Genomic DNA, 26607 nt, shown 5'->3' with positions numbered 1-26607 from the left:
TCTTCCGGACACTCGCCGACGATTGCCTTGGCATAAACCGCAGATTGATGCGTGACGAACCACCGGCCGCTGCGGAAAACCCGCAGCACGTGTCAGTTGCCGGCCACGGTCATGTTCTCGACCAGAATCGAACCGGTCTGCTTGGTGCCGCGGATCAGCGTATCTGCGCCCACCGCCACGATCTGCATAAACATGTCCTTCAGGTTGCCGGCGATCGTGATTTCCTCGACCGGATACTGGATCACGCCTTTCTCCACCCAATAACCGGATGCACCACGGGAATAATCGCCAGTCACATAGTTAACGCCCTGCCCCATCAACTCCGTCACGAGCAAGCCGGTATCCAGTTTCTTCAGCATCGCCACGAAGCTGTCGTCGGCCTGCATCAGGGACGACACCAAAGACAGGTTGTGCGAGCCGCCGGCGTTGCCGGTAGTCTTCATGCCGAGCTTGTGCGAAGAGTAAGTCGAAAGGAAATAGCCCTGCACGACGCCATCCTTCACCACGTCGCGGCGACTGGTCTTGACGCCCTCCTCGTCGAAGGGCGAAGAACCGACCGCGCCGATGACATGCGGGTCTTCCACGATCTGGATGTGTGGCGCAAAGACCTGCTTGCCGAGCGAACCCAGCAGGAAACTCGATTTCCTGTACAAGGCGCCGCCGGATACCGCCTGCACGAATGACCCGAGCAACCCGGCCGCCAGCGGTGCTTCGAACAGCACCGGGCATTTGCGTGTGTTCAGCTTGCGGCCGTTCAGGCGCGCAAGCGCGCGTTCCGCTGCGTAACGGCCAATGTCTTCCGCTTTGGCAAGCTTGTTCGGATCACGGGTGGAGGAATACCAATCGTCACGCTGCATGTTCGCAGCCTTGCCCGCGATCGGCGCGACGGAAATGGTGTGACGCGAATAGGGATATCCACCCATGAAGCCGCGCGTGTTGGCGGCAACGAAGTGCGATTGCTGCGCATACACACTGGCGCCTTCGCTGTTGCTGATGCGCTTGTCGACGGCGAAGGCCGCCGCTTCGCAGCGCTTGGCAATCTCGACTGCTTCTTCGGTGGAAATCAACCACGGATAACAGAGCTGCAGGTCGCGTGGGTTCATCTCCAGCGTGTCGGCCTCCGGCAAACCGGCGCAATCGTCTTCCGCCGTGAAGCGCGCAATGTTGTACGCCGCGTCCACCGTATCCTGCAAGGACTTCTGCGAAAAGTCGGATGTGCTGGCGTCGCCGCGCCGGATATGCCGTTCCTCGCCCAGATAGACGGTCACGCCAATGCCCTTGTCCTTGTTCTGCTCAATGGTTTCGATATTGCCTTTGCGCACCGTCACGGCCAGGCCGTTGCCCTCGCTGATCTCGACAGCAGCATCGGTGGCGCCTTTTTCCTTCGCAAAACGCAGCACGTCCTGTGCGAGTTGTCTCAGCTGGTCCTGGCTATGGGTAAATACTGGGTTGCTCATGGGCTTGTTTTTTTGGGAAGTCGATCAAAACAGTTATCATAACAGTCGTTTACAGAATGGCTTTGATTCATCATGGTTAATCCCAACAGAGGTGCGGTCGGTTTTCAGTCGAGCGAGTTCGAACAGAAGTACGATCGCCCATCCAAATCCCAGCTCAAGCGTGAAATGACTGCATTGCAGGAACTGGGCGAAGAACTGGTTGCGCAACCGAAGGACCGCGTCATGCGCGTGCCGATGCCGGAAGACGTGCGCGAAGCAATCCTCGATTGTCAGAAAATCAAGGATCACGAAGGACGCCGGCGCCAGTTGCAGTTCGTGGGCAAGAAGATGCGCTCGCTCGAAGAGGAAGAAGTCGCGGCCATTCAGCGGGTGCTCGACGGATGGAAAGGCGCGTCCAGAAGCGAAACGGCGGCCATGCATGCGCTGGAGCGCCAGCGCGAGAAACTGCTGGCCGACGATCAGGCGCTTACGGAACTGAAGGCGCAGCATCCGGAGGTCGATGTTCAGCAATTGCGCGCGCTGATCCGCAATGCCCGCAAGGAGCAGGCGGAGAACAAGCCGCCCAAGGCGTATCGCGAGATCTTCCAGATCCTGAAGCAGTTACAGCCGCAACCCGCCACTCCCACGGAAGAACAGCATGACGAAACAGACCAAGACTAATCCGGATGAACTCCTGGTCGGGCTGGTCTCCATCTCCGATCGTGCATCGAGCGGCACCTACGAAGACCAGGGCATTCCCGCATTGCGCGACTGGTTATCGGCCGCCCTCACGAGTCCATGGAAAATGGAATCCCGACTGATCCCGGATGAACGTGCCGAAATTGAAAAGGCCCTGATCGACCTGGTCGACCAAGTCGGCTGCGACCTGGTGCTCACCACTGGCGGCACCGGCCCCGCACGGCGCGACGTGACGCCGGAGGCAACGCTTGCGGTCGGCACCAAGGAGATGCCCGGTTTCGGCGAGCAGATGCGCCAGATCAGCCTGAAATTCGTGCCGACGGCCATCCTGTCACGCCAGGTCGCCGTGATCCGCGAAACGGCGGATCATGCAGCGCTCATCATGAACCTGCCCGGCCAGCCGAAGTCGATCAAGGAAACGCTGGAAGGCTTGAAAGATGCAGACGGCAAGCAGGTCGTATCGGGAATTTTTGCGGCGGTGCCTTACTGCATCGACCTGATCGGCGGGCCTTATATCGAAACCAATGAAGCGGTCTGCAAGGCATTCCGCCCCAAATCAGCCATCCGTCAGAAGTAATCCACGCATCGCCGAGGCAGGCACATGACACACAAACCGCTGGACACCATCGAAATCGAGACGGCGCCCGACCCGGTGGTGTCGATCATCTGGCTGCACGGCCTGGGCGCCGACGGCAATGACTTCGTGCCGATCGTGCAGGAACTCGACCTCGCCGACTGCCCGTCGATCCGCTTCGTCTTCCCGCATGCGCCGGTCATGCCTGTCACCATCAACGCCGGCTACATGATGCGGGCGTGGTACGACATCCTCGGGCTGGATCTGATACAGCGCGAGGATGAAATCGGGCTGCGCCGCTCGCAGACCATGGTGGAACACCTCATTGCGCAGGAAAAGGCGCGGGGCATCGATTCACGTCGTATCGTCCTTGCGGGCTTTTCGCAGGGAAGCGCGATGACCCTGCAAACGGGCCTGCGCCATCCCGAAAGGCTCGCGGGGCTGCTGTGCCTGTCCGGCTACCTGCCTTTGCATGCCACGCTTCCGATGGAGCGGCACAGCGCCAATCACGATACGCCCATCTTCATGGCACATGGCCACGATGATCCGATCGTGCCGATCCATCGTGCGGAACAGTCGCGCGATATGCTGCTTGCGCTGGGATACAAGCTGGAGTGGCATGCGTACCCGATGCAGCATGCCGTGTGCGAAGAGGAACTCGAAGACATCAGCGCCTGGCTCAAGCGCGTACTGGCTTGAGTGAGGCCGTAGGGTGATCCCTATTTGAACACCACGGTCTTGTGACCGTTGAGCAGGATGCGGTGTTCGACAAACCATTTCACCGCCCGTGCCAGCACCACACATTCCACGTCGCGGCCGATCGCCGTCAGCGTGTCGGGTTCCATTGCGTGGTCCACGCGCTCCACATCCTGCTCGATGATCGGCCCCTCATCCAGGTCGCCAGTCACAAAGTGCGCGGTGGCGCCGATCAGTTTGACGCCGCGCTCATGCGCCTGGTAGTAGGGCTTCGCGCCCTTGAAGCTGGGCAGGAAAGAGTGATGGATGTTGATCGCCTTGCCCCTCAGGGTATCGCATAGGGTCGGCGAGAGAATCTGCATGTAACGCGCCAGCACCACCAGGTCGATATCGTTGGCTTTCACGAGTTCCAGGATGCGCTCTTCCTGCGCGCGCTTGGCCTCCGGCGAGGCGCCAGCGGCCAGCGGCAGGTGGTGGAACGGAATGTTATAGCTTGCGGAGAGCTGGTAGAAATCGGTGTGGTTGGAGACGATCGCAGGAATCTCCACCGGCAGCAGGCCGCTCTTGTAGCGGAACAGCAGGTCGTTCAGGCAGTGGCCGATTTTCGATACCATGATCATCATGCGCGGCTTCTTGTGCGCGTCGTGCAATTGCGCATTCATCCGCAGCTCCTTCGCCACGGCCGCGAAATCGGACCGCAGCTGCACGTCATTCACAGCTGGATCCTCGGCGGCGAAATGCACGCGCATGAAGAACAGCTGCGACTGCGCGTCGCCGAACTGGGCCGAGTCGATGATGTTGCAGCCGTGCTCGGCGAGGAATCCCGATACGCGATGGACGATGCCGCGATGGTCGGGGCAGGACAAGGTGAGAATGTATTCCGGATGCGTCATGATGAATATTGCGACGAAACAAACTCGCCTATTGTCGCATCATCTGCATCACAAAACAAAAAACCCGGATACGCGATGCGTGATCCGGGGCAGGTGAAGCACAACATGGGCGCTTCGCAATAACCGCGAGCGGCCGCTGGCGGTAACTTGTTATAGGAGCGAAATCGGCAGTGCGGTTACTCCAAGCAGTGTCATCCACTCCATTCTTGCTATTTCATTGATGAATGATTGCGTTCGTTGCTTAGCCGACCTTGGCGACGGACAGGCTGCTCTTCGCGCTGGTAGCGCCAACCTGGATGTCACCGGACAGCTGACCGCCTTCTTCGATCACGACCTTGCCATAACGGACCTTGCCCGACACCTTGCCGGTCGCGTAGATCACCAGCTTCTGGCGCACCGTCAGTTCGCCATCGAATTCGCCGCGAATCTCGGCGATGTCGATTTCAGCCGAGCCCTTGAATGCGCCGCGGTCGGCAATCTGGATCACGCGCGAATCGATCGTGGCTTCGACACGGCCCTCGACCACGAGCGTATCGCAGTCGGTGATTTCAACGCCCTTGAGCTTGATGTTCGGGCCGACGATCAGCTTGCTGCCACCCTCGTTGGTGCTGCTGGACGTGTTGTCGGCATTGTTCGTGGTGCCGATAGGCGGAACCGGCTTGTTGAAACCCGACGTACCGTTCGGAACAATACCGCTGGAAGTATGGAGAGGAGAATTTGGCGTATTGGTTTCGCGCTTGCCAAAAAGCGTTTCGGATCGAAGCATGTGATCTCCTGAAAATGATGACGTAGTTAGAACGTGATTTTTGCGATGTCATGGAAACGTGCCGGACATTTCCATCGCATCGAAAACGACGCAACACTTAACTTGCGTTTGCGCTGCAGGAACAAGAGCCTATCCCGATGAGCAAGGCCTGCTGCGAACCTTGGCATCAGCGAGATAGACTCTCACCTCCCCACCTCTTGAGCCGCAGCAATGTTGCGGCTCCCCACTTGGTCAGCATGACGAGTGGAAAGTTCCGGCATTGTTTTGATCTGTTACACTTTTCAATAAAAAAGCACGGTCGTTCCATTTCATGTATAGTAGGGTCACTCAACAACCCCAAGGAGACATGAAATGACGATGACGAATCAGCAGGTGCGCCTGGCTGCGCGCCCGGTCGGCATGCCGAAACAAAGCGACTGGAAATTCACCATGGAGCCGGTGCGCGATATCGCCGACGGTGAAATCGTGGTCAAGATTCTTTACCTATCACTCGATCCTGCAATGCGCGGCTGGATGAATGAGGGCAAATCATATATCCGTCCGGTTGCGATCGACGAAGTGATGCGCGCCGGTGGGATCGGCAAGATCATTGCATCGAAGTCGCCCAGGTTCGCAGTCGGCGACTATGTCTCCGGCGGCACTGGGGTGCAGCAATACTGGGTTGGGCCTGCTGACGACAAGACCGCTGCGTTCTACAAGGTCGATCCGAAGGCGGCTCCGCTACCGAAATACCTGAACGCGCTGGGCATGCCGGGTATGACGGCGTATTTCGGCCTGCTGGATGTCGGCCAGCCGAAGGCCGGTGAAACGATCGTCGTCTCCGGTGCGGCGGGCGCGGTCGGGCAGACGGTCGGCCAGGTCGCGAAACAGAAGGGCTGCCGCGTAGTCGGCATCGCGGGCGGCAAGGACAAATGCGATTTCGTCGTCAACGAACTCGGCTTCGATGCCTGCATCGATTACAAGAACGGCTCCGTGCGCGAAGGACTGAAGAAGCACTGCCCGAACGGGGTCGACGTGTATTTCGATAACGTCGGCGGCGACATCCTCGATGATGTGCTCACCCGCATCAACATGAAGGCCCGCATCATCATCTGCGGCGCCATCTCCCAGTACAACAATACGACGCCGGTCAAGGGCCCTGCCAATTACCTGTCGCTGCTGGTGAACCGGGCACGCATGGAAGGCATTGTGGTTTTTGATTATGCGGACCGTTACCATATCGCCGCAGCGGAAATGGCGACATGGATGAAGGAAGGAAGCTTCAGGACGCGCGAAGATATCGTCCAGGGCGGCCTGGAGAAATTCCCGGAAGCCTTGCTGATGCTGTTTGAGGGGAAGAACTTCGGCAAGCTGATCCTGCAGGTTGCCGGAGACGAGTAATCTGGAACCGGGCAGCCCCTCTCGCAATCGGGAACGGGCTGCCTATCGTCTATTGTACGGCGGTTTATCGTTCAGCGCATCCGCCGGCATTGACGCAGTTCGCACTGCGCCATGAAGGTCGCGCCGCTATCGCACTGAAGACGATAGACCTCGACCGGCCCCTTTGCCGTAAGGAGCGCCGCGCCGGTGCGACCAGTGCAGCCGTAACTCTTGGCCAGGCGTTCCACCGTGGCAGAGGACACTCCGGAGCGGAACGCAACTTTCTGTACCACTGCGCTGCCATCCGCGTCCTGGATCTGGATACGCTCCTCGGGCAGGTCAGGACTGCGCGCGACATTGGCATGCGGGGCTGCGGTCGTCTCCGGTTCGAAGTAAGTGGCAGTGCCGCCGAGGCTCTTTGGCACGATCGAGCATGCGCTCATCAGAGCCGACACAGTCAGTGCGGCAATCAAGTGCAGTCGCTTCATTTCCCCTTCCCTCTCCCATTGACGAATACCGTCACATTCCCTTCGAAAACCCGGCAAAACAGCCGCCAGTTTAACCCGCCATGCCAAGGATGCAAAGGTCGTCGGGGAGGCATCAATTCCATCGGCTGATCGACAGGCGAAAAAAAACGCTGCCAGTCATCGACAGCGCTTTTTGCTGATATCACGAAGCCTTAGTTGCGGACTACGCGCTTGTACTCGTTGGTACGGGTATCAATTTCAATTACGTCGCCCTGGCTGACGAACAGCGGCACCTGAACGTTGTAGCAATGCGCTTCGATGGCGTTTTCGATCTTGGCTTCCTTCAGGACGTTGCCGGAGGTGTTGCCCTTGACTGCAGGCTCGGAGTAGACAACCTGGCGTGCGATGGTGATCGGCAGTTCAACGGAAATCGCCTTGCCGTCATAGAAAACGGCTTCGCATTCCATGCCGTCCTTCAGGTAGTGCAGTGCGTCGCCCAGGTTTTCTTCTTCAATTTCGTACTGGTTGTACTCAGTGTCCATGAACACATACAGCGGATCGGCAAAGTACGAATAGGTCACCGGCTTCTTGTCGAGAACGACGACGTCGAACTTGTCGTCGCCGCGGAACACGTTTTCCAGCGGTGCATTGGTCAGAAGATTCTTCATCTTCCACTTGTAGGTGAAGCCCGTGCGGCTCGAACCATTAACGTCGGAACGCAGGACGATGAAGGGCTTGCCGTCAACCATGATGATGTTGCCAACACGAATTTCTTTTGCAGGTTTCATAGAGAGAGTACGTAAAAAATAAGTTGCATAAAAATCATCTGTCGCCGCATGGCCAACAGCACCGCAAGCTCACGCTTGACCGACGTCAAACGGTAAAAATTAACCGCGCATTATACCTTGTTTTCGGCACGCACCGACCTGAGGGAGCCTGCAAACTTCATTAAATTGGATGCCAAATCCCCGTTTTCAAGCATTTTCTGCTCCCAATCAGTGGTTCTTTGCGCAATTTTGGGCAAATCGGCTTGAAATTGCGTCCACAGCGCCTGCCATCGGGTCTGGTCCGGCGCACCATCAGTCGTCACACCATTCCAGCACAAGGAGAATGCAGTGAGACTTTCGATATCCGGCAAATAACGCTGCAGGAACGCGCGCAGCTTCACGTGATGGAGGTTCTTGTCCTGAGGGTAGATATGCCAGACAAATGGCTTGCAGGCCCACTGCGCGCGCACAAAGGAATCTTCACCCCGAACGAAGTTGAGGTCACACGCCCATAGCAGTTTGTCGTACTCCGGTTGAGGAACGAAAGGCAGGATGCGTATCGTGAGTCCATCACGCGTTCGTGCGGCACCCGGTTTTGCATCCGCGCCAAGGAACGCGCGCACCGGCTCGATCCCCACACCCTCGGGCACAAGGCAAGTGGTGGGAGCGGCGCTGCGTTGCCACGCCTCGAACAATGCCGAAACCGGCGCATGCGGATAACAGAACAGGCTTGCCTTCAACGAAGCCATTTCCGCCGGCGTGACACCGAACTGCGCGAGAAACGCCGCCATCCCCGTCTGGTCCGACTGGAATTGCCTGCGTCGCTCGTCGAGCCCGGATTCACGCAGCAGTCCACCTGTCTTGTCAGTAAAGCCCGGAAAGAAAAAATATTTCGTGATTGGCAAACGTGGATGCGGCGAAGGCAAACTGTGGCAGCCTTCGACCCAATCCTCGGCGCTCAGGCCTTCGAGATTGAACCATACTGGACGCGAGCTGCGCTCTGCCATGGCAGCGACATAGCCGGGCGGAATGTCACAACCAAAAAACTCAATGACGATGTCGGCCACATCACTCGTCGCGAACACACCCCCTTGGTCGCGCCAATGGTGCACCATCACGCCAGCGACCTTCTGCTGCTCGGCGTCAACTATAACCTCGGGACAAATCCGCTGAAACGTCCGCAAGTCGTCGATCCACAAGGTAACGGCGATGCCGTGTTCATGCTGCAGTTGCCTGGCGAGACGCCAGCAGATACCGATGTCACCATAGTTATCGACAACCTTGCAGAAGATGGCGAGGGATGTTGGCGGGGTTGTGTTGGGAAACATAATCGATGATCAGGGTCGTGTGCCTGCGATCATGCTGTTCCGCGGTTTCGCGGACGCGGATTCACTTCGCGGCACGAGGGTATTCTTGCATGAATACGGCCACAATCGCCAGCAAGCATGGCCGGTTCATGCTCAGCCATCCTATGCATTCAGAATTGCTTCGCGTAGCGCCAGAAAAGAAAAACGCCACGCGATTGCGTGGCGTTTTATTTGGCGTCCCCACGGGGATTCGAACCCCGGTTATCGCCGTGAAAGGGCGGTGTCCTAGGCCTCTAGACGATGGGGACAGAAATCTGTCAACACAGTAGCCTATTCTTCTTGTTGCACACTTACGCTGGTGGAGGTAAGCGGGATCGAACCGCTGACCTCTTGCATGCCATGCAAGCGCTCTCCCAGCTGAGCTATACCCCCCGTGTGCGAAGAAACAGGAGTATAGCAAAGTTTTTTCTCCCGTGTAAATCCACTTTCGAAAAATCAGCCAATAATTTTTTCGAGGCGCGCCACGACCATGTCGCGGCCGAACAATTCCAGCGTTGCATCGATCGACGGCGTCTGCAACTGACCAGTGACAAGCAGCCGCAAGGGCATAGCCAGTTGCGGCATCTTCAGCTTGTGCGCGGTGATCACTTCCTTGATCGCCGCGGAAATCGTCGCCTTGTTCCATTCCATCGTTTTGCATTTCTGAACGAACTGCGCAAGGGCTGGCTTCACTGCTTCGGTCACATGCTGCGCAACGAGTTCCGCATCGGGCCTGGGCTCGCGATAGAACAGCATGGCTGCGTCCGCCAGTTCGTTGATCGTGTTGGTACGATCCTTCATTAATGCGATCACCGCCTGCACGTCCGGCGCGCCTTCGAACACGGCGCCATCATCCACGAGGTGCGGACGCACCAGACCTTCGAGGCGCGCATTGTCGGCCAGCTTGATGTAATGGTTGTTCAGCCAGGCAAGCTTTTCCGGATTGAACTGTGCCGGCGACTTTGACAGATGCTTGACGTCGAACCACTGGCAGAACTGTTCCATCGTAAAGATCTCATCGTCGCCGTGGCTCCAACCGAGACGCGCGAGGTAGTTCAGCATCGCTTCCGGCAGATAGCCCTGCGCCGGATATTCCATCACGCTGACTGCACCGTGGCGTTTGGAAAGCTTCTCGCCATCGGCGCCGAGGATCATCGGCACATGGCCGTATTCCGGCAGCGGGGCGCCGAGCGCGCGCAGGATGTTGATCTGACGCGGCGTGTTGTTCACGTGGTCGTCGCCGCGGATGACGTGGGTCATCCTCATGTCCCAGTCGTCGATCGCGACACAGAAATTGTAAGTGGGCGTGCCATCGGGGCGCGCGATGACCAGGTCATCGAGTTCCTTGTTGGAAATCGTGATCGGCCCTTTCACCATGTCGTTCCAGGTCACGTCGCCGTCAAGCGGATTCTTGAAGCGCACCACCGGTTTGCGCCCATCAGGAACCTGGGGCAAGGTCTTCCCCGGTTCCGGGCGCCAAGTACCGTCGTAGCGCGGCTTCTCACCGGCGGCGCGCTGGCGTTCGCGCATCGCTTCCACCTCGTCGGGCGTGCAGTAGCAATGGTAAGCAGTGCCTGCTTCCAGCATTTGCGCAACGACTTCACGGTAGCGGTCCATCCGCTGCATCTGGTAGAACGGGCCTTCATCGTGCTGCAGGCCGAGCCACTCCATGCCGTCGAGGATGGCTTGCACCGCTTCCGGTGTGGAGCGTTCCAGGTCGGTATCTTCGATGCGAAGGATGAAGGTGCCGCCGAAATGGCGGGCAAAGGCCCAGGAAAACAGCGCGGTGCGCGCGCCGCCGAGATGAAGGTAGCCTGTCGGGCTTGGAGCAAAGCGGGTACGGACTGTCATGGCAACTGAAATAAAAACGGCCTTGGATCGCCAAAGCCGTGTCAAATGAAGGTCCCGCTATTTTACCTTGTCGGCAACAGCGGGGAAATGTGCGTTAAAAGACTGTCAGTCGTTCTTGATAACAATATTCGGAAACTTGCTCGTCATGTCCTTCGCCTTTTCCGCAACCTTGACCGCCACCTTGCGTGCGATTTCCTTGTAGATATTCGACACCGCGCCGTCCGGATCGGCAACCACTGTCGGCTTGCCGGAGTCGGTCTGCTCACGGATCGAGATGGTAAGCGGCAAGGCGCCAAGAAAGTCTACGCCGTAGTCCTTGCACATCTTCTCGCCGCCGCCGGAGCCGAAGATCGGCTCTTCGTGACCGCAGTTGGTGCAGATGTGGGTACTCATGTTCTCGACGATGCCAAGGATCGGAATGTCGACCTTCTCGAACATCTTCAGGCCCTTGCGGGCATCCAGCAATGCGATGTCCTGCGGCGTGGTAACGATTACCGCACCGGTCACCGGCACTTTCTGCGACAGCGTCAGCTGGATGTCGCCGGTGCCGGGCGGCATGTCGACGATCAGGTAATCGAGGTCGCGCCAGTTGGTCTGCTCCAGCAGTTGCTGCAGGGCTTGTGTCACCATCGGGCCGCGCCACACCATGGGCTGGTCAGGGTCGATCATGAAACCGATGCTCGACACCTGCAATCCATAATTTTCCAGCGGCTCCATGGTTTTGCCGTCGCGCGACTCGGGCTGGCCGGAGATGCCCATCATCATCGGCTGCGAGGGGCCATAGATATCCGCGTCCAGGATACCGACCTGGGCGCCTTCGGCGGCCAGCGCCAGCGCCAGGTTGACGGCCGTGGTCGACTTGCCGACGCCGCCCTTGCCGGACGCAACGGCGATGATGTTCTTGACGTTCGACATCAACTTGACGCCGCGCTGGACCGAATGGGCGATGATTTTCGAATACACATTCGCCCCTACATTGCCGACGCCAGAAACCGCGCGCACAGCATGGACAGCGGCGCTGCGAATGGCATCGATCTGGCTCTTGGCCGGGTAGCCGAGCTCGACATCGAAGCTGACATCAGCACCATTGACCTGGATATTCTTTGCTGATTTCCCGGAAACGAGGTCTTTACCCGTATTGGGATCGACAACCTGGGACAAGGCCGCCTTGACGGCTTCAACAGTAATAGTCATTACTTCTCCTGGATAGTGATCTGCCAAGTCTAAACCAAACCCGCCCTGGCGAGCCGATTAACCCTATGAAAAGGTCAGCAACCGACCCGATCCGCTTCTCCTTTGACACCGCGCACCTGCGACATGCGCTCCCGCACTGCTAAAATGGGGGTTTTATTTCATTCAATAAGCATTGCCAAATGAGCACCACACCGCATCGCAAGCTGTTCGTCACCACCGCCCTTCCCTACGCCAACGGCGCGTTTCATATCGGCCATATCATGGAATATATCCAGGCCGACATCTGGGTGCGGTTCCAGCGAATGCAGGGGCATGAGGTGTATTTCGTTGGCGCGGACGACGCGCATGGTGCGCCTATCATGATCGCTGCCGAAAAGGCCGGCATCACACCGCAGGAATTCGTTGCGCGCATCGCCGCTGGCCGCCAACAATATCTCGACGGTTTCCATATCAGCTTCGACAACTGGCATTCGACGGATGCACCGGAAAACCACCAATTGTCGCAGGATATCTATCGCCGCCTGCGCGACCAGGCCAAGCTGATCACGACCAAGACCATCGAACAGTTCTTCGACCCGGTCAAGAACATGTTCCTGCCGGACCGCTACATCAAGGGCGAGTGCCCGAAGTGCGGCGCCAAGGACCAGTACGGCGATTCCTGCGAAGTGTGCAGTGCGGTGTACGCACCGACGGACCTGAAGAATCCGTATTCCACGCTGTCGGGCGCGACGCCGGTGCTGCGCACTTCGGAACACTATTTCTTCCAGTTGTCGAACCCGAAATGCGTGGAATTCCTGCGTGAATGGACGCAGGAGCCGAATCGTCTGCAACCGGAAGTCATCAACAAGGCCAAGGAATGGCTGGAAGGCGACGAGGGGCTGGGCGACTGGGACATCAGCCGCGACGCACCCTACTTCGGCATCGAAATTCCGGATGCGCCGGGCAAGTACTTCTACGTCTGGCTGGATGCGCCGGTGGGCTACCTCGCTTCACTGAAAAACTATTTCGACAAGACCGGCCGCGACTACCAGGCGTTCATGGACGACCAGTCGACCGAGCAATACCACTTCATCGGCAAGGACATCATCTATTTCCACACGCTGTTCTGGCCGGCCATGCTGAAGTTCTCCGGCCTGAAAGTGCCGAACAATGTATTCGTGCATGGCTTCATCACCGTCAGCGGCGAGAAGATGTCCAAGTCGCGCGGCACGGGCATTTCGCCGCTGCGTTACCTGGACATCGGCATGAACCCGGAATGGCTGCGCTACTACATCGCGGCCAAGCTGAATGCGAAGGTCGAAGACGTGGACTTCAATCCGGACGACTTCGTCTTGCGCGTCAACTCGGACCTGATCGGCAAGTACGTCAACATCGCGAGCCGCGCGGCGGGCTTCATCACCAAGCGCTTCGGCGGCAAGCTGAGCGATCCGGTCACCGGCGGCGAAGCAATGAGCTGGCGCCTGCGTTTCGGCGAGCACGAGGAGACCATCAAGGAAGCCTTCGAGGCGCGAGAGTACGGCAAGGCGATCCGCCAGATCATGGCGCTGGCCGACGAAGTCAATCAGTATGTCGACACGAAAAAGCCATGGGAGCTGGCCAAGGACCCGGCCAATAACCAGGAACTGCAGGACGTGTGCAGCAACCTGCTGCGCTCCTTCTACTGCCTGACCATCTACCTCGCGCCAATCCTGCCGGCGCTGGCACGCAAAGTGTCGACCCTGTTCGGCATCGACCGTGAGCTGACCTGGGCTGATTTGCAGAACAGCCCAACCTCCATCGGCACCTTCGAGCACCTGATGCAGCGGGTGGATCCGAAGATGCTGGATGCGCTTTTTGAAATGCCTGAGCAGAGTCAAGGCGCAACCGCCGCAGCACCATCCCAGCCCTCCGAGGGGGAAGGTGAGGACGGCGGTGCGATCGAGCCGATCGCACCGGAAATCAAGATTGACGACTTCGCGAAGATCGATCTGCGCATCGCGAAGATCGTCAACTGCGAACACGTCGAAGGTTCCGACAAGCTGCTGCGCCTGACGCTCGATGTCGGCGAAGGCCGCCACCGCAACGTCTTCTCCGGCATCAAGTCGTCCTACAAACCGGAAGACCTGGTCGGCAAGCTGACCGTGATGGTGGCCAACCTTGCGCCGCGCAAGATGAAGTTCGGCGTGTCGGAAGGCATGGTGCTGGCCGCGTCATCCGCCGACGAAAAGGCAAAGCCGGGCATTTATGTGCTCAATCCATGGCCAGGCGCCGAGCCAGGCATGCGCGTGCATTAAACATGCCGACCGCGGAATCGCACAGTAGCAAGCCGCCTTCGCCCGGCACCTCCCGGAATCTCCTGGTCCGGGAAGCCGGCATCAAGGATGCTGCCCTGATCGCCGATTTGACGCGCGCGGCGTGGGCCGGCAAGGTGGCGATGACGTCGAGCGGCCATCGCGAAGCTGCCGAACGCGTGCTGCAACACCTGCAGCACGGCGGCGCCTTCATCCTGATGAAAGGCGAGGAAGCCATCGGCTCGGTGCGCTGGGTGCCGGTCGAGAGCGAACCCCAGGTGTGGGAAATCATGCGCATGGGCGTGCTGCCCGCCTGGCGCGGCGAGCGCCTGTCCGAGTTTCTGCTCGAAGCCGTCATCCATCGCGCGCAGGCTGCGGATGTCATCGAACTGCGGCTCGGCGTCCGGGCCGACCAGCCGCGGCTGCTTGATCTCTATGCCGCCCTTGGCTTCGACCTGGCACCCGAGCTGGAATACACGCATGCCAATCCGGAGGAACCTGCGCCAACAGTGATGCGACGATTGCTTCGATATTAGCGAATTTTCGAAGACTTCCGTCGGCAATCATCACATCGCCAGTTCGTTCTTATCATCGGTCAAAGGCTTCTCACGCCGCCGAAAAAGCTTTTCAAAACTATACCCCTTGTTCCAACCCTGCCCTTATAATGGTCGCGTAAGGCATCAATCTTCGCGAATCGAGACAAGGAACACTGGTGACATACCTGGGTCGGCTTGATTACATACTTTTCGTGATAGCAGGATGGTTCGTCATCGGCGCCTGCGGATTGTTTGTGATCAAGCGCACCACGCTGGTAGCGCGCGTACTGTTTCCCCTCGGCGCCATTCTCGGCATATTCATCGGTGCGGCCGGCCTCTCCGGCGTGTTCATCGATGCGCCGCAAACCATGGTCCTGCCGCTGGGCCTGCCGGACCTGCCCTTCCACCTGCGTCTCGACAGCCTGTCTGCCTATTTCCTGTTCGTTTTCGGCATCGTCAGTACCGGCGTGTCCATTTTTTCCGCCGGATACTTCCGCAAGGGAGAAGGCACGCCACCGGGCCTGCTCTGCCTTGAATACCATGCCTGCCTCGCCAGCATGGCGCTGCTGCTGGTCGCAGACGATGCGTATGTGTTCATGATCGCCTGGGAATGCATGACCCTGACGGCCACCCTGCTGGTGATTGCCAACCATCGCATACCCGATGTACGCCGCGCCGGCTTCCTGTACATCCTCATTTCACATGTTGGCGCACTGGGCCTGCTGCTGTGCTTCGGCCTGCTGCAAGCCAATACCGGCGACTACACCTTCGCCAACATGCGGCAGCAGCACCTGAGCATGTTCTGGGCCTCGATCGCATTCTTCCTCGCCCTGTTCGGGTTCGGCGCCAAGGCGGGCATCCTGCCCCTGCATGTATGGCTGCCGGAAGCGCATCCGGCCGCGCCCTCACCGATCTCAGCGCTGATGAGTGCGTTCGTCCTGAAAACCGGTGTCTACGGTGTGCTGCGCGTGACCTTCGACCTGCTGAACGACCAGATATGGTGGTGGGGCGGAACCACGATGGCGATCGGACTGGCGACGGCCCTGTTCGGCGTCGTGCTGAGCGCCGTGCAGACCGACATGAAACGCCTGCTCGCCTATTCGTCGATAGAGAATATCGGGCTGATCTTTGTCGGAATCGGTCTGACAATCCTGTTCCGCGGATATGGCATGTCCGGCCTGGCGGCGCTGGCGCTCACCGCGAGCCTGTACCACGTCGCCAGCCATGGCGCCTTCAAGAGCCTGCTGTTTCTCGGCACGGGCACCGTGCTGCATGCCACGGGCGAGCGCAATCTCGGCAAGCTGGGCGGGCTGTTGCGCTTCATGCCATGGACTGGCTGGGCGGCCCTGGTCGGCGCGCTTGCAGCCGCCGGCTTGCCGCCCCTGGGCGGTTTCGTTTCCGAATGGCTGCTGCTGCAAAGTTTTCTTTTCACCCCCGGCCTGCCGAATTCCTTCCTTAACATGCTGATCCCGATCGTGGCCGCGGTGATTGCGCTGGTGGGTGCGCTGGCCGGCTATGTGATGGTGAAGTTCTTCGGTGTCATCTTCCTCGGTCAGCCGCGCGAGCCGAAGCTGAACCAGGCGCACGATGCGGATATCCTGGAGCGTGCCGGCTTCGGCTGGCTGGTCGCGGCCTGCGCCGTCTTCGGTCTGTTTCCCGTGCAGTTAGTGATGACCATCGATCGCGTCACCAACTTCCTGGTCGGCGACGGCATCGCGTCGGCCGTGTCGCAGAACGGTTCGCTCTTCCTTGTTCCGGTGGCATCGGAGCGCGCCAGCTTTGCGCCCGCCGTGTTCGTGATGATGCTGCTCGCCTGCTGCCTGCTGGCATTCCTGCTGGTGCGCCGTTTCTATCATGGCCGCTTCCGTCGTTCCGCTCCATGGGCATGCGGGTTCCCCATCATGAATGCGCGGATGCAGGACACCGCCGAAGGCTTCGGCCAGCCGATCCGTGAAATCTTCAGGCCGTTTTTCCGCATGACGCGAGAACTGCCAACAGCCTTCGACAAGGCGCCGCGCTACCAGGTGACGGTGGAAGATCCGTTCTGGGCGCTGATCTATCGCCCGATTGCGCGGCTCACTGAAAGGGTCGCGCGCGTCGTCGGCATGCTCCAGCAGGGGCGCATCGCGGTCTACCTGCTCTACAGCTTCCTGACCCTGTTGCTGATGTTGATGCTGGTGACACGATGATCAATTTCTCCGGCCTGCTCCTTCAACTCCTCGAAATCATCGTCGCGCTCGCCGCGGCGCCGTTGCTGACAGGCTGGACCAACCAGTGCCGCGCATGGCTGCAGAACAAGAAGGGGCCAGGCATCTTCCAGCCGTACCGCATGCTGCACAAGCTGTTCTACAAGGAATCGGTGCTGGCCACCCATGCCACGCCGCTGTTCCGCATGGTTCCGTACATCGTGTTCGGCTGCATGACGCTGGCCTGCGGGATCATCCCAACCTTGTCGACCGACCTGCCGCTCTCGCCGGCGGCCGACGCCATTGCGCTGGTCGGCCTGCTTGCGCTGGCGCGCGTGTTCATCGCACTGGCGGCAATGGATGTCGGCACGGCCTTCGGCACGCTGGGTGCGCGGCGCGAAATGCTGGTCGGCTTCCTCGCGGAACCGGCATTGCTGATGGTGCTGTTTTCGGCATCGCTCATCACGCAGTCGACGCTGCTGCCCAGCATCGTGGACAACCTGACGCATCGCGAGCTGGCGATCTATCCCAGCCTTGCCTTCGCGGGCGTCGCATTCACCATGGTCTCACTGGCGGAAAACGCCCGTGTGCCGGTCGACAATCCGGCGACGCACCTTGAGCTGACCATGATCCACGAAGCGCTGATCCTCGAATATTCCGGCCGCCACCTGGCGCTGGTGGAATGGGCGGCCAGCCTCAAGTTGTTCGCCTATTCCTGCATCGGCATTGCGCTGTTCTTCCCGTGGGGCATTTCCGAGCCTGCCAACCCGTTCGAACTCGTCGCGGCGATTCCAGCCCTGGCGATCAAGCTCGCCATCGGCGGCGCCTTGCTTGCCCTGATCGAAACGAGCAGCGCCAAGATGCGCATTTTCCGCGTCCCGGAGTTCCTGACGGCCGCCTTCCTGCTGGCAGTCATCGGCATGCTCGTCCACTTCCTGCTGGGGGCATAGGATGATGAACTACGCGGGACAAGTGCTGAACCTGTTTGCCGCCACGCTGCTGCTGCTGACCTTTGCCATGCTCAGCCAGCGCCGGATCCTGTCGCTGATTTACCTGTTCACGCTGCACGGCGCGGTGCTGGTGGCCACCACGCTGGTGGTTGCGTTCGTCACGCATGAAACCCACCTCTACTTTTCCGCGGCGCTGACGCTTGCGCTGAAAGTCATCCTGATTCCGTGGATCCTGCACAAGCTGATCCAGCGCCTCAACGTCAAATGGGACGTGGAACCGCTCATCAATGTGCCGACCACCATGCTGATCGGGATCGTGCTGGTGATCATCGCGTTCAACCTCGCGCTGCCGATCGCGCAGCTCTCCTCTTCCATCGCGCGAGGCACGCTCGGCATCGCGCTGGCCTGCATCCTCCTTTCCTTCATGATGATGATCACCCGCTCCAAGGCAGTGCCGCAGGTGATCGGTTTCCTTGCGATGGAGAACGGACTTTTTTTTGCCGCAACGGCAGCAACTTATGGCATGCCGATGATCGTTGAACTCGGCATCGCGCTCGACATCTTGGTCGGTATCCTGATCCTCGGGGTGTTCATGTTCCAGATCCGCGAACGCTTCGACAATCTGGATATACACAACCTGGAAAGCCTGAAGGAAGACTGACATGGATGCCCTGGTGGATGCCCTCGTTCTGGTTCTCGTCACGCCGTTGCTCGGCGGCCTGATACTGGGCTTGATCGGCGACCGCGAGGCCGCACCGGAAATCAATGTCGGCTTCAGCCTGGTGACCTTCATCGCTGCCGCCATGCTGACGGCGAAGATCATCGCCAGCGGTCCGACCTTCGCCTTCGGCAAGCTGCTGTTCATTGATCCGCTGAATGTTTTCCTTGTCACGCTGACCGCCTTCGTCGGCTTGACCACGTCACTCTTCTCGCGACCCTACATGCGCGTCGAACGCGACCATGGCAAGATGACGCCGCGCCGTATGCGCCTGTACCACAGCATGTACCAGCTCTTCATGTTCACCATGCTGCTGGCCCTGATGACCAACAACATGGGCATGCTGTGGGTGGCCATGGAGGGCGCAACGCTGGCGACCGTGCTGCTGGTGAGCGTCTATCGCACCGCAACCAGCCTGGAAGCGGCGTGGAAGTATTTCATCCTGTGCGGCGTCGGCATTGCGCTGGCGCTGTTCGGCACGATTCTGCTGTACCTTGCGGCCTATCGCGAACTGGGCGGCGGCAGCGAGTCGCTGTTGTGGACCAATCTCAATGGCGTGAAGGCGCGCCTCGAACCGACGGTCATGTCGCTTGCCTTCGTCTTCCTGCTGGTCGGCTACGGCACGAAAATGGGCCTGGTGCCGCTGCACAACTGGTTGCCCGATGCCCATGCGGAGGGTCCGACGCCGATCTCCGCGGTGCTGTCTGGCCTGCTGCTCAACGTTGCACTGTATGCCGTGCTGCGCTTCAAGGTGCTGGCCGATGGCGCCCTGATGAGCGGCCTTCCCGGCCGCCTGCTGGTCGGCTTCGGCCTGCTGTCGGTGCTGGTGGCGACCTATTCGCTTTCGCGCCAGAAGGACGTGAAGCGCATGTTCTCCTACTCGTCGATCGAGCACATCGGCCTCATGACCTACGCCTTCGGTATCGGCGGGCCGATCGCCACCTATGCCGGACTGCTGCACATGACGGTGCACTCCCTGGTGAAATCGGCGATCTTCTTCGCCGTCGGACATGCGGCGCAGAAGGCCGGCACACAGGTCATGGAAGACATCCGCGGCCTGGTGAAGGTCAGCCCGACCGTGGGATGGAGCATGCTGCTCGGCTCCCTGGCGATCCTCGGCATGCCGCCCTTTGGCGTGTTCTCCAGTGAATTCCTGATCGTGACCACGGCCATGCGCGAATTGCCCTGGACCACACCGGTCCTGCTGCTGGCACTCGGCGTGGCGTTCGCCTCGATCCTTGGACGCGTGCTGCCGATGGTGTTCGGCGACACGACTGCCAAGCCGCTTGCGCATCCGCCCGCGCTGCTGCCGGTGTTCATCCACCTCGGCCTTGCGCTGGTGCTTGGTTTGTACATTCCTGTCTACCTGAACATGTGGTTCAGGCAGGCGGTCCAGATGATCGTCGGGTAAGCGATGAATACGGAAAGGTTCAGCAAGCGTTATTCACTCCCCTTCAAGTCGCTGCAGGGCAGTGTGCCGATGTGCGTGTCGGATGTCGCCGAACACGAGTGGGTGCGGGTGGCGGAAATGGTCAAGGTCGAAGGTGGACGACTGATCGCCATCTGGGGCACGGACCGCCGCCCTCTCGCCGACTGCTGCGTGATGTCGGCGGTCTACTGCGCAGATGAAGGGCTGCTCTGGCTGCGCCTGCTCGCGAACGAACGGGACGGCTATCCTGACCTGTCGCACATCTTCCCCGCTGCGGACAGGATGCAGCGCGCGGCATTCGACCTGCTCGGCATACGGGCCAAGGGCGCCGAAGATCAACGCCCGTGGATCAATCATGGCCGCTGGCCGAAGGATTATTTTCCGTTGCGGCACGAGCATTCCGGCAAGGAGCAGTTCGACACCCCGTTGGAAGAATATCCCTTCGTGCCGGTGGAAGGCGATGGCGTGCACGAAATCGCCGTCGGCCCGATCCACGCCGGCACCATCGAGCCCGGCCATTTTCGCTTCTCGGTGGTCGGCGAGAAGGTATTGCGGCTGGAACAGCGCCTCGGCTACACGCACAAGGGTACGGGCAAGCTGTTCATCGGGCGTACGCTTGCGGATGGTGCCCGGCTGTCAGGCCGCGTTTCCGGCGATTCGACTGTCGCCTTTGCCTGGGCCTATTGCATGGCGGCAGAAGGAGCGGCACGCAGCGAGATACCGGCGCGTGCACAATGGCTGCGCGCGCTGCTGCTGGAGCGCGAGCGCATCGCTAACCATCTCGGTGATCTTGGCGCACTGGGCAACGACGCGGGGCTGGCATTCGGCCTTGCGCAGTTTTCCCGGCTCAAGGAAGACTGGATGCGCCTGAACCACCAGCTGTTCGGCCACCGATTCATGATGGATCGTGTCATCCCGGGCGGCGTGACCATCGACCTCGACGGTGCCGGCGTCGACCTGCTGCGCGCGCAATGCAACCAGGTCGAAGCAGAAGTCCGCGCGCTGCGCAACATCTATGACGAACACGCCGGCCTGCAGGATCGTTTCCTGACCGCCGGCCGCGTCATGCCCAAGCTGGCCGCCGAACTCGGCCTGTGCGGCATGGCCGGTCGCGCCAGTGGCCAGGCGTGGGATGCGCGCGCCGATCAGGCCATCGCGCCCTACGCGCAGCTCGACGTACACATGGCGACGCATCGCAACGGTGACGTCGCGGCGCGCGTTTTCGTGCGGTTCGAGGAAGTCTTTGAATCGATGCGCCTGCTGCGCGAGATCGTGCGGCAACTGCCGAGCGGACCGATCGCCGTTCCCTTCCCCACGGCCATGGGCGACGCCCTGGGTTCGGGTTGGGTCGAAGGCTGGCGCGGTGCCGTCTTCGTAGCGCTGGAAACGGATGCGCAAGGCAACATCCTGCGCTGCCATTGCCACGATCCGTCATGGCAGAACTGGCCGGTGCTGCAGCATGCAATCATGGGGAATATCGTTCCCGACTTCCCACTGATCAACAAATCGTTCAACCTCTGCTATTCGGGACACGACCTCTGATGTGGTTCATTCTCAAGCAAATCGCCCGCGTCGGCCTGCAGGCTGAAAAGGCGCCCGAGCCGAACGACGCGTGGCACACCGAACGCGAACAGATCGCAGCCGATATCCTGTCCATCCTCGGGCGCGCTCTCTGCATCCGCCAAGTCGATGCGGGATCGTGCAATGCCTGCGAAATCGAGATCCATGCCTTGACCAATCCGTACTACAACATCGAAGGCATGGGAATCAAGTTCGTTGCCAGTCCGCGCCACGCCGACATGCTTCTGGTCACGGGCCCAGTCACCAAAAACATGGAAGCGGCGCTCAAGGATGCCTACGAGGCGGTGCCGCATCCGAAACTGGTCGTGGCGGTCGGAGAATGCGCGGCAAGCGGCGGCCTATTCGGCGAGAGCTACGCGAGTTGCGGTCGCGTGTCGAATGTCATTCCGGTCGATGTCACCGTGCCTGGATGCCCGCCGCCGCCGATCGAGATCCTTCGCGGCATCCTGACGGCGGTCAAGGCGCAGAAGAATAGTTCGGGCAAATGAGCATCAATGGGTGCCTGCCGCGCGAACGTTGTTCTCGTAACGCGTGAAAGCATCCTCGATCATCACCATCATTTCACTCTCGTTCCAGGGCTTGTGCACGAACTTGTAGACGCCGCCACGGTTGATCGCATCCGCCGCCATGCCTGCATCGCTCCAGCCGCTGAGCAGGACGCGCACGATGTTCGGATACATCTTCCTGGCCCGGCTCAGGAATTCGACCCCGTTCATTCCTGGCATGCCGATATCGCACATGACGATGCTCACTTCCTCCGTCGCCAGCACGTCGAAGGCTTCAGGCGCGCCCGGCGCTTCCAGCAAGCGATACCCGGCAATCTCGGACATGGATGACACGGCGCGCCGGCTGTCGGGATCCTGGTCGATCAACAGCACCGTCCGCGTCCCGGCCGACATGCCGAACCGTTCGATCTCTAGCACGCGCTTTTCCTGCAACAGCGCGGCGCACATGTCCGCCGGCAGCGCCGGGCTGAAATAGTCGCCCTGCATTTCATCACAGCCGCGCGCGGCCAGCAGCGCGATCTGGCTCCCGCTTTCCGCTCCTTCAGCTGCCACTTTCAGGCGCAGGCGATGTGCCATCCCGATGATCGCGTCCGCAATGGCCAGGTCATCCGGATGGTTGTGGATTTCGCTGATGAAGCTCGGATCGAGCTTGATCCTGTCCACCGGAAAACGCTTCAGGTAGCTGAGATTGGAGAAGCCCGTGCCGAAATCGTCGATTGACAGGCCGATACCGATGACCTTGAGTTCGCGCAGGATGCGGATGGTCTCGGTCGGATCCTGCATCAACAGGGATTCCTTGAGATCAAGTTCCAGGCTGCCGGCGGCGACACCGGTGTCGCGCAAAGCTGTGGAAATCGATTGCGCAAAACCGGGGCTGAAGAACTGGGACGCCGAGACATTGATCGCGATCGGTACCTGCGACAGCCCCGCCTGCTCCCACACCTTGTGCTGGGTGCAGGCGGCGCGCACCACCCAGTCCCCGATCCGACCGTTCAGGCCGGCTTCTTCCGCCGCCGGGATGAAATGCATGGGTGGCAACAGCCCGAGTTCCGGATGTTGCCAGCGGATCAGGGCTTCCAGTCCGGCCAGGCGGCCACTGCGCAATTCGATGCGCGGCTGGTAGTGCAGTTCGAATTCACCACGCTCGAGGGCCGCACACAGGCTCTTTTCAAGCTCCATGCGTGAACTCACACGGTGGTTCAGCTCGGTCGTGTAAAACTGGTAGTTGTTGCGTCCGAGTTCCTTGGCGCGATACATCGCGGTGTCGGCATTCTTGAGCAGCGCGTCGACGTCGCGGCCGTCCTGCGGGAAACAGGCAAAGCCGATGCTGCAGCCCGGCACAATGGAATAACCGTCGACCACGATCGGTTCGGACATGCAATCCAGGATACGCTGCATGGCGCTCGTCGCGACGTTCTCGCAGTTCTGGTCGTAGAACACGATAACGAACTCGTCCCCGCCGATGCGCGCGATGGTATCGGCCTCGCGCACGCAGCCCTGCAGCCGGCATGCCGCTTCGACCAGCACCTGGTCGCCCGCCTCGTGGCCAAGCCGGTCATTCACGGTCTTGAACTTGTCGAGGTCGATATAGGCTACCCCGAGTTGCCCACCGTAGCGCTCCGCAAAACTGATCGCCTGCTGCAGGCGATCGGTGAGCAGATGGCGGTTGGGCAGGCCGGTCAACGCGTCGTGCCCGGCCTGGAAACCGAGGCGGTCGCGCGCGCGTTTCATCTGCAGGTGAGCATGGACGCGCGCCGTGATTTCCGCTGATCTGTATGGCTTGGTGACGTAGTCGATGCCGCCGCAATTGAAGGCGGCGACCTTGCAGTCAGTGTCGTCGGAAACACTGACAAAGATGATAGGGATGCCGCTCAGCTGCCTCGACTGCTTGAGATGACGGCAAACCTCGAAGCCATCCATCTCGGGCATGTGGATGTCGAGCAGGATCAGATCGGGTTGGGCAAGCTTGATCTGCTCCAGCGCGTGGACGCCGCTGGCTGCGGAGCGCACGTTGTACCCCTGGCCGGACAATATGGCCGACAGAAGCTCGCGGTCGGTCACCGTGTCGTCGACCACCAGTACATCGGCTAATTCCTTTTCAGCAGCCACAAGCATCGTGCGCCTCAATCGTTCGCGAGTTCACTCTGCACTCTGCGGTGCCGGCACATCGCATTGCACCGGAGCGAAATGTTACTTGATGGAAATAATATCAACTCCGAATCGATTTCGCCACAAGTATTTCCGACGGCGATTGACAATTCATCAACATCAATCCGGCGCCCGTCCGGAAGTCCAATTGCACTGACGGAATAGCGTCAAAGACAGGGTAAAATAGCGCGTACTCTTTTACCCACCTTACCCATTGCCATCATGAGTTTCAGCAAGCACAACAAGCAGTACGTGTCCGACTACACGAAATTCCTCACCGAGATGAAGCAGAAGAACCCGGCGCTTGAAGAAAAGCAGCGCCTCGGCCGCCTGATTCATTGGGATAAGGCACCGCTCGACCTTGACACCCGCCGTCGTGCGGAAGAATCCCGCATCAAGCAGCAAGCCTACGTCTATCAGACCAAGCACTGATGACGATGCAGCAGGACGCGCTGCTCGCGCACTTGCCGGCTGACGCGCCCGAACTTGCGCTTGCAAATCAACCGGACTCGACGCCCGACGTGGTGGACGGCATGGCATACGCAAAACTGTACGGCGAGCCGCTGTTCAAGCTGCCGACGGATTTGTACATTCCGCCGGATGCGCTCGAGATTTTTCTCGAAGCATTCGAAGGGCCGCTCGACCTGCTGCTGTACCTGATCCGCAAGCAGAACTTCAACATCCTCGATATTCCGATGGCGCAGGTCACGCGCCAGTACCTGGAATATGTCGACCAGATCCGCGAACGCAATCTGGAACTGGCCGCCGAGTATCTCCTGATGGCGGCTATGCTCATCGAGATCAAGTCGCGCATGCTGCTGCCGGTGAAGAAGAGCGACACCGGCGAGGAGGCGGAAGATCCGCGTGCCGAACTGGTGCGCCGCCTGCTCGAGTACGAACAGATGAAGCTCGCCGCGCAACAGCTTGACGCCCTGCCCCAGGTGGGACGCGACTTCGTGCGCGCCCAGATTCTCATCGAGCAGAGTGTTGTGACGCGCTGGCCGGAAGTCAGCATGTCCGAGCTGCAGGCCGTCTGGAACGATATCCTCAAGCGCGCCAAGCTGACCGCGCACCACACCATCAGCCGCGAAGAGCTGTCAGTGCGCGAGCACATGACCAGCATTCTGCGCCGGCTGCAGACGACGAAGTTCGTCGAATTCGCCGACCTGTTCGATCCGTCGCGCGGCGTCCCGGTAGTGGTTGTCAACTTCATCGCACTGCTCGAACTGGCAAAAGAAACACTGATTGAAATCACACAGGCGGAAGCTTTTGCGCCTATCTATGTCCGACTGGCTTATTCTCCGACCTGACCTTCACTATCCCCGGCCGCACCGGCACATCACGTAGCAAGGCTGTTCCATGAAAATCATTTCCTCCATTGACGAACTGCGCGACCAGTTGCGCGGACAACTGCGCACCGCCTTCGTGCCCACCATGGGCAACCTGCACGAGGGCCATCTGTCGCTGATGCGCCTGGCGCGCAGGCACGGCGATCCGGTCGTGGCCTCGATCTTCGTGAACCGTCTTCAATTCGGCCCGAACGAGGACTTCGACAAATACCCGCGCACCTTTCAGGCCGACGTGGAAAAACTCGAAAAGGAAGGCGTCTATGTGCTGTTCGCGCCGACCGAGAAGGACATGTATCCGGAGCCACAGGAATACCGCGTACGTCCGCCCGACGACCTTGGCAACATCCTCGAAGGCGAATTCCGCCCCGGCTTCTTTACCGGCGTGACCACGGTCGTGATGAAGCTGTTCTCCTGCGTGCAGCCACGCGTGGCGGTGTTCGGCAAGAAGGACTACCAGCAGCTGATGATCGTGCGGAACATGGCCCGCCAGTTCGCGCTGCCGACAGAGATCATTGCAGCCGAGACCTTTCGCGCCGACGATGGTCTGGCGCTTTCGTCGCGCAACAGCTACCTCTCCACGGAAGAACGCACGGAAGCGCCGCAACTGTTCAAGCTGCTCAATGAAGTCGCCGACGAAGTGCGCTCCGGCCATCTCGACATGTTCGAACTGGAACGCAAGGCCATGGCAAAGCTCGCCGGTCGCGGCTGGAAGCCGGATTACATCTCGATCCGCAAGCGCATCGACCTGCAGCCGCCGTCAGCAGGCGATCTCGCGCAAGGCTCACCGCTGGTCGTGCTCGCCGCCGCAAAGCTCGGCGTGACACGCCTGATCGACAATCTCGAAATCTGAGCCCTGCGCGGCACAACCGGAGGCGTTCCATGGCAT

Annotated in this window: 24 protein-coding genes, 2 tRNA genes and 1 pseudogene; 16 read left to right on the top strand and 11 right to left on the bottom strand. The window is 59.9% G+C overall.

Translation table 11 applies throughout. The annotated features are described in order from the left end of the window. Positions 1-92: 92 nt before the first annotated feature. The gene (gene pmbA / locus VJ698_RS08725) at positions 93-1457 is read right to left on the bottom strand and encodes a metalloprotease PmbA (protein WP_324102352.1); all 1365 of its coding nucleotides are present in this window, start codon (positions 1455-1457) and stop codon (positions 93-95) included. A gap of 72 nt (positions 1458-1529) precedes the next feature. On the opposite strand from pmbA, the gene yjgA reads away from it, so the two are divergent. The 3 genes from yjgA to VJ698_RS08710 are packed head-to-tail and all read left to right on the top strand — an operon-like array spanning position 1530 to position 3408. Next, positions 1530-2117, top strand: a complete 588-nt coding sequence (gene yjgA, locus VJ698_RS08720; RefSeq protein ID WP_324102351.1) for a ribosome biogenesis factor YjgA — start codon at positions 1530-1532, stop codon at positions 2115-2117. Next, positions 2095-2712 (top strand): molybdopterin adenylyltransferase, encoded by a 618-nt coding sequence (mog, locus tag VJ698_RS08715; RefSeq protein ID WP_324102350.1) that lies wholly within the window; start codon positions 2095-2097, stop codon positions 2710-2712. The genes yjgA and mog overlap by 23 nt, the downstream gene beginning before the upstream one ends. 24 nt (positions 2713-2736) lie before the next feature. Then, the gene (locus tag VJ698_RS08710; RefSeq protein ID WP_324102349.1) at positions 2737-3408 is read left to right on the top strand and encodes an alpha/beta hydrolase; all 672 of its coding nucleotides are present in this window, start codon (positions 2737-2739) and stop codon (positions 3406-3408) included. Between the two features lie 20 nt (positions 3409-3428). On the opposite strand, the gene purU is transcribed toward VJ698_RS08710, so the two are convergent. Further along, positions 3429-4298 (bottom strand): formyltetrahydrofolate deformylase, encoded by an 870-nt coding sequence (gene purU, locus VJ698_RS08705; RefSeq protein ID WP_324102348.1) that lies wholly within the window; start codon positions 4296-4298, stop codon positions 3429-3431. A 241-nt stretch (positions 4299-4539) separates the two neighbouring features. Next, a complete protein-coding gene (locus tag VJ698_RS08700) occupies positions 4540-5064 on the bottom strand; it encodes a polymer-forming cytoskeletal protein (RefSeq protein WP_324102347.1) in 525 nt (174 codons plus the stop codon). Positions 5065-5421: 357 nt separating this feature from the next. Between VJ698_RS08700 and VJ698_RS08695 the strand changes: the two genes are divergently transcribed. Continuing rightward, on the top strand, positions 5422-6444 hold the full coding sequence (locus VJ698_RS08695) for an NADP-dependent oxidoreductase (protein WP_414691145.1): 1023 nt from the start codon (positions 5422-5424) through the stop codon (positions 6442-6444). Between the two features lie 71 nt (positions 6445-6515). On the opposite strand, the gene VJ698_RS08690 is transcribed toward VJ698_RS08695, so the two are convergent. The 7 genes from VJ698_RS08690 to apbC form a co-directional block, all read right to left on the bottom strand. After that, positions 6516-6911: a hypothetical protein gene (locus tag VJ698_RS08690; protein WP_324102345.1), complete on the bottom strand. Its 396-nt coding sequence runs from the start codon at positions 6909-6911 to the stop codon at positions 6516-6518. A gap of 191 nt (positions 6912-7102) precedes the next feature. Then, entirely contained in the window at positions 7103-7678 is a 576-nt protein-coding gene (locus tag VJ698_RS08685; RefSeq protein ID WP_324102344.1) for an elongation factor P, read from the bottom strand. A 110-nt stretch (positions 7679-7788) separates the two neighbouring features. Beyond that, positions 7789-8985: an elongation factor P maturation arginine rhamnosyltransferase EarP gene (gene earP / locus VJ698_RS08680; protein ID WP_324102343.1), complete on the bottom strand. Its 1197-nt coding sequence runs from the start codon at positions 8983-8985 to the stop codon at positions 7789-7791. Between the two features lie 211 nt (positions 8986-9196). Beyond that, positions 9197-9272 (bottom strand) — tRNA-Glu (locus VJ698_RS08675). 48 nt (positions 9273-9320) lie between these two features. Continuing rightward, positions 9321-9396: transfer RNA gene (locus VJ698_RS08670), tRNA-Ala, on the bottom strand. Between the two features lie 63 nt (positions 9397-9459). Beyond that, the gene (gene gltX / locus VJ698_RS08665; RefSeq protein ID WP_324102342.1) at positions 9460-10854 is read right to left on the bottom strand and encodes a glutamate--tRNA ligase; all 1395 of its coding nucleotides are present in this window, start codon (positions 10852-10854) and stop codon (positions 9460-9462) included. A 105-nt stretch (positions 10855-10959) separates the two neighbouring features. Continuing rightward, positions 10960-12048 carry an iron-sulfur cluster carrier protein ApbC gene (apbC, locus tag VJ698_RS08660; RefSeq protein ID WP_324102341.1) on the bottom strand — a complete coding sequence of 363 codons (1089 nt, stop codon included), beginning with the start codon at positions 12046-12048 and terminating at the stop codon, positions 10960-10962. A 179-nt stretch (positions 12049-12227) separates the two neighbouring features. Between apbC and metG the strand changes: the two genes are divergently transcribed. The 8 genes from metG to VJ698_RS08620 all read left to right on the top strand — a co-directional run bounded on the left by metG (position 12228) and on the right by VJ698_RS08620 (position 22206). Continuing rightward, a complete protein-coding gene (gene metG / locus VJ698_RS08655; protein WP_324102340.1) occupies positions 12228-14321 on the top strand; it encodes a methionine--tRNA ligase in 2094 nt (697 codons plus the stop codon). Between the two features lie 2 nt (positions 14322-14323). Continuing rightward, complete coding sequence (locus VJ698_RS08650; RefSeq protein ID WP_324102339.1) at positions 14324-14854, top strand: GNAT family N-acetyltransferase; 531 nt, start codon at positions 14324-14326, stop codon at positions 14852-14854. A 176-nt stretch (positions 14855-15030) separates the two neighbouring features. Next, complete coding sequence (hyfB, locus tag VJ698_RS08645; protein ID WP_324102338.1) at positions 15031-17043, top strand: hydrogenase 4 subunit B; 2013 nt, start codon at positions 15031-15033, stop codon at positions 17041-17043. Beyond that, the gene (locus tag VJ698_RS08640) at positions 17040-17990 is read left to right on the top strand and encodes a respiratory chain complex I subunit 1 family protein (protein ID WP_324102337.1); all 951 of its coding nucleotides are present in this window, start codon (positions 17040-17042) and stop codon (positions 17988-17990) included. Before hyfB ends, VJ698_RS08640 begins: the two co-directional genes overlap by 4 nt. Before the next feature lies 1 nt (position 17991). Further along, a complete protein-coding gene (locus tag VJ698_RS08635; RefSeq protein ID WP_324102336.1) occupies positions 17992-18651 on the top strand; it encodes a formate hydrogenlyase in 660 nt (219 codons plus the stop codon). A 1-nt stretch (position 18652) separates the two neighbouring features. Then, a complete protein-coding gene (locus VJ698_RS08630) occupies positions 18653-20119 on the top strand; it encodes a hydrogenase 4 subunit F (RefSeq protein ID WP_414691135.1) in 1467 nt (488 codons plus the stop codon). A 3-nt stretch (positions 20120-20122) separates the two neighbouring features. Beyond that, positions 20123-21679, top strand: coding sequence for an NADH-quinone oxidoreductase subunit C (locus VJ698_RS08625; RefSeq protein WP_414691134.1), 1557 nt, complete (start codon positions 20123-20125; stop codon positions 21677-21679). Next, positions 21679-22206, top strand: a complete 528-nt coding sequence (locus tag VJ698_RS08620) for an NADH-quinone oxidoreductase subunit NuoB (RefSeq protein ID WP_324102335.1) — start codon at positions 21679-21681, stop codon at positions 22204-22206. The genes VJ698_RS08625 and VJ698_RS08620 overlap by 1 nt, the downstream gene beginning before the upstream one ends. Positions 22207-22209: 3 nt before the next feature. On the opposite strand, the gene VJ698_RS08615 is transcribed toward VJ698_RS08620, so the two are convergent. Then, a complete protein-coding gene (locus VJ698_RS08615; RefSeq protein WP_324102334.1) occupies positions 22210-24339 on the bottom strand; it encodes an EAL domain-containing protein in 2130 nt (709 codons plus the stop codon). 255 nt (positions 24340-24594) lie between these two features. On the opposite strand from VJ698_RS08615, the gene VJ698_RS08610 reads away from it, so the two are divergent. From VJ698_RS08610 to panC, 4 genes and pseudogenes are all read left to right on the top strand, one after another. Next, positions 24595-24804, top strand: coding sequence for a DUF3460 family protein (locus VJ698_RS08610; protein ID WP_324102333.1), 210 nt, complete (start codon positions 24595-24597; stop codon positions 24802-24804). 5 nt (positions 24805-24809) lie between these two features. After that, positions 24810-25682 (top strand): segregation and condensation protein A, encoded by an 873-nt coding sequence (locus tag VJ698_RS08605; protein WP_414691144.1) that lies wholly within the window; start codon positions 24810-24812, stop codon positions 25680-25682. After that, positions 25658-25735: pseudogene (locus VJ698_RS24590) on the top strand (hypothetical protein); the annotation flags it as partial. The gene VJ698_RS08605 and the pseudogene VJ698_RS24590, both read left to right, overlap by 25 nt. Next, entirely contained in the window at positions 25732-26571 is an 840-nt protein-coding gene (gene panC / locus VJ698_RS08600; protein ID WP_324102331.1) for a pantoate--beta-alanine ligase, read from the top strand. The pseudogene VJ698_RS24590 and the gene panC, both read left to right, overlap by 4 nt. Positions 26572-26607 lie beyond the last annotated feature (36 nt).

It is taken from the genome of Noviherbaspirillum sp., assembly GCF_035254685.1.
Taxonomy (GTDB): Bacteria; Pseudomonadota; Gammaproteobacteria; order Burkholderiales; family Burkholderiaceae_D; genus Noviherbaspirillum.
Note: the sequence above shows the minus strand (reverse complement) of the source record. Positions and strands in the feature narration are given on the sequence as shown.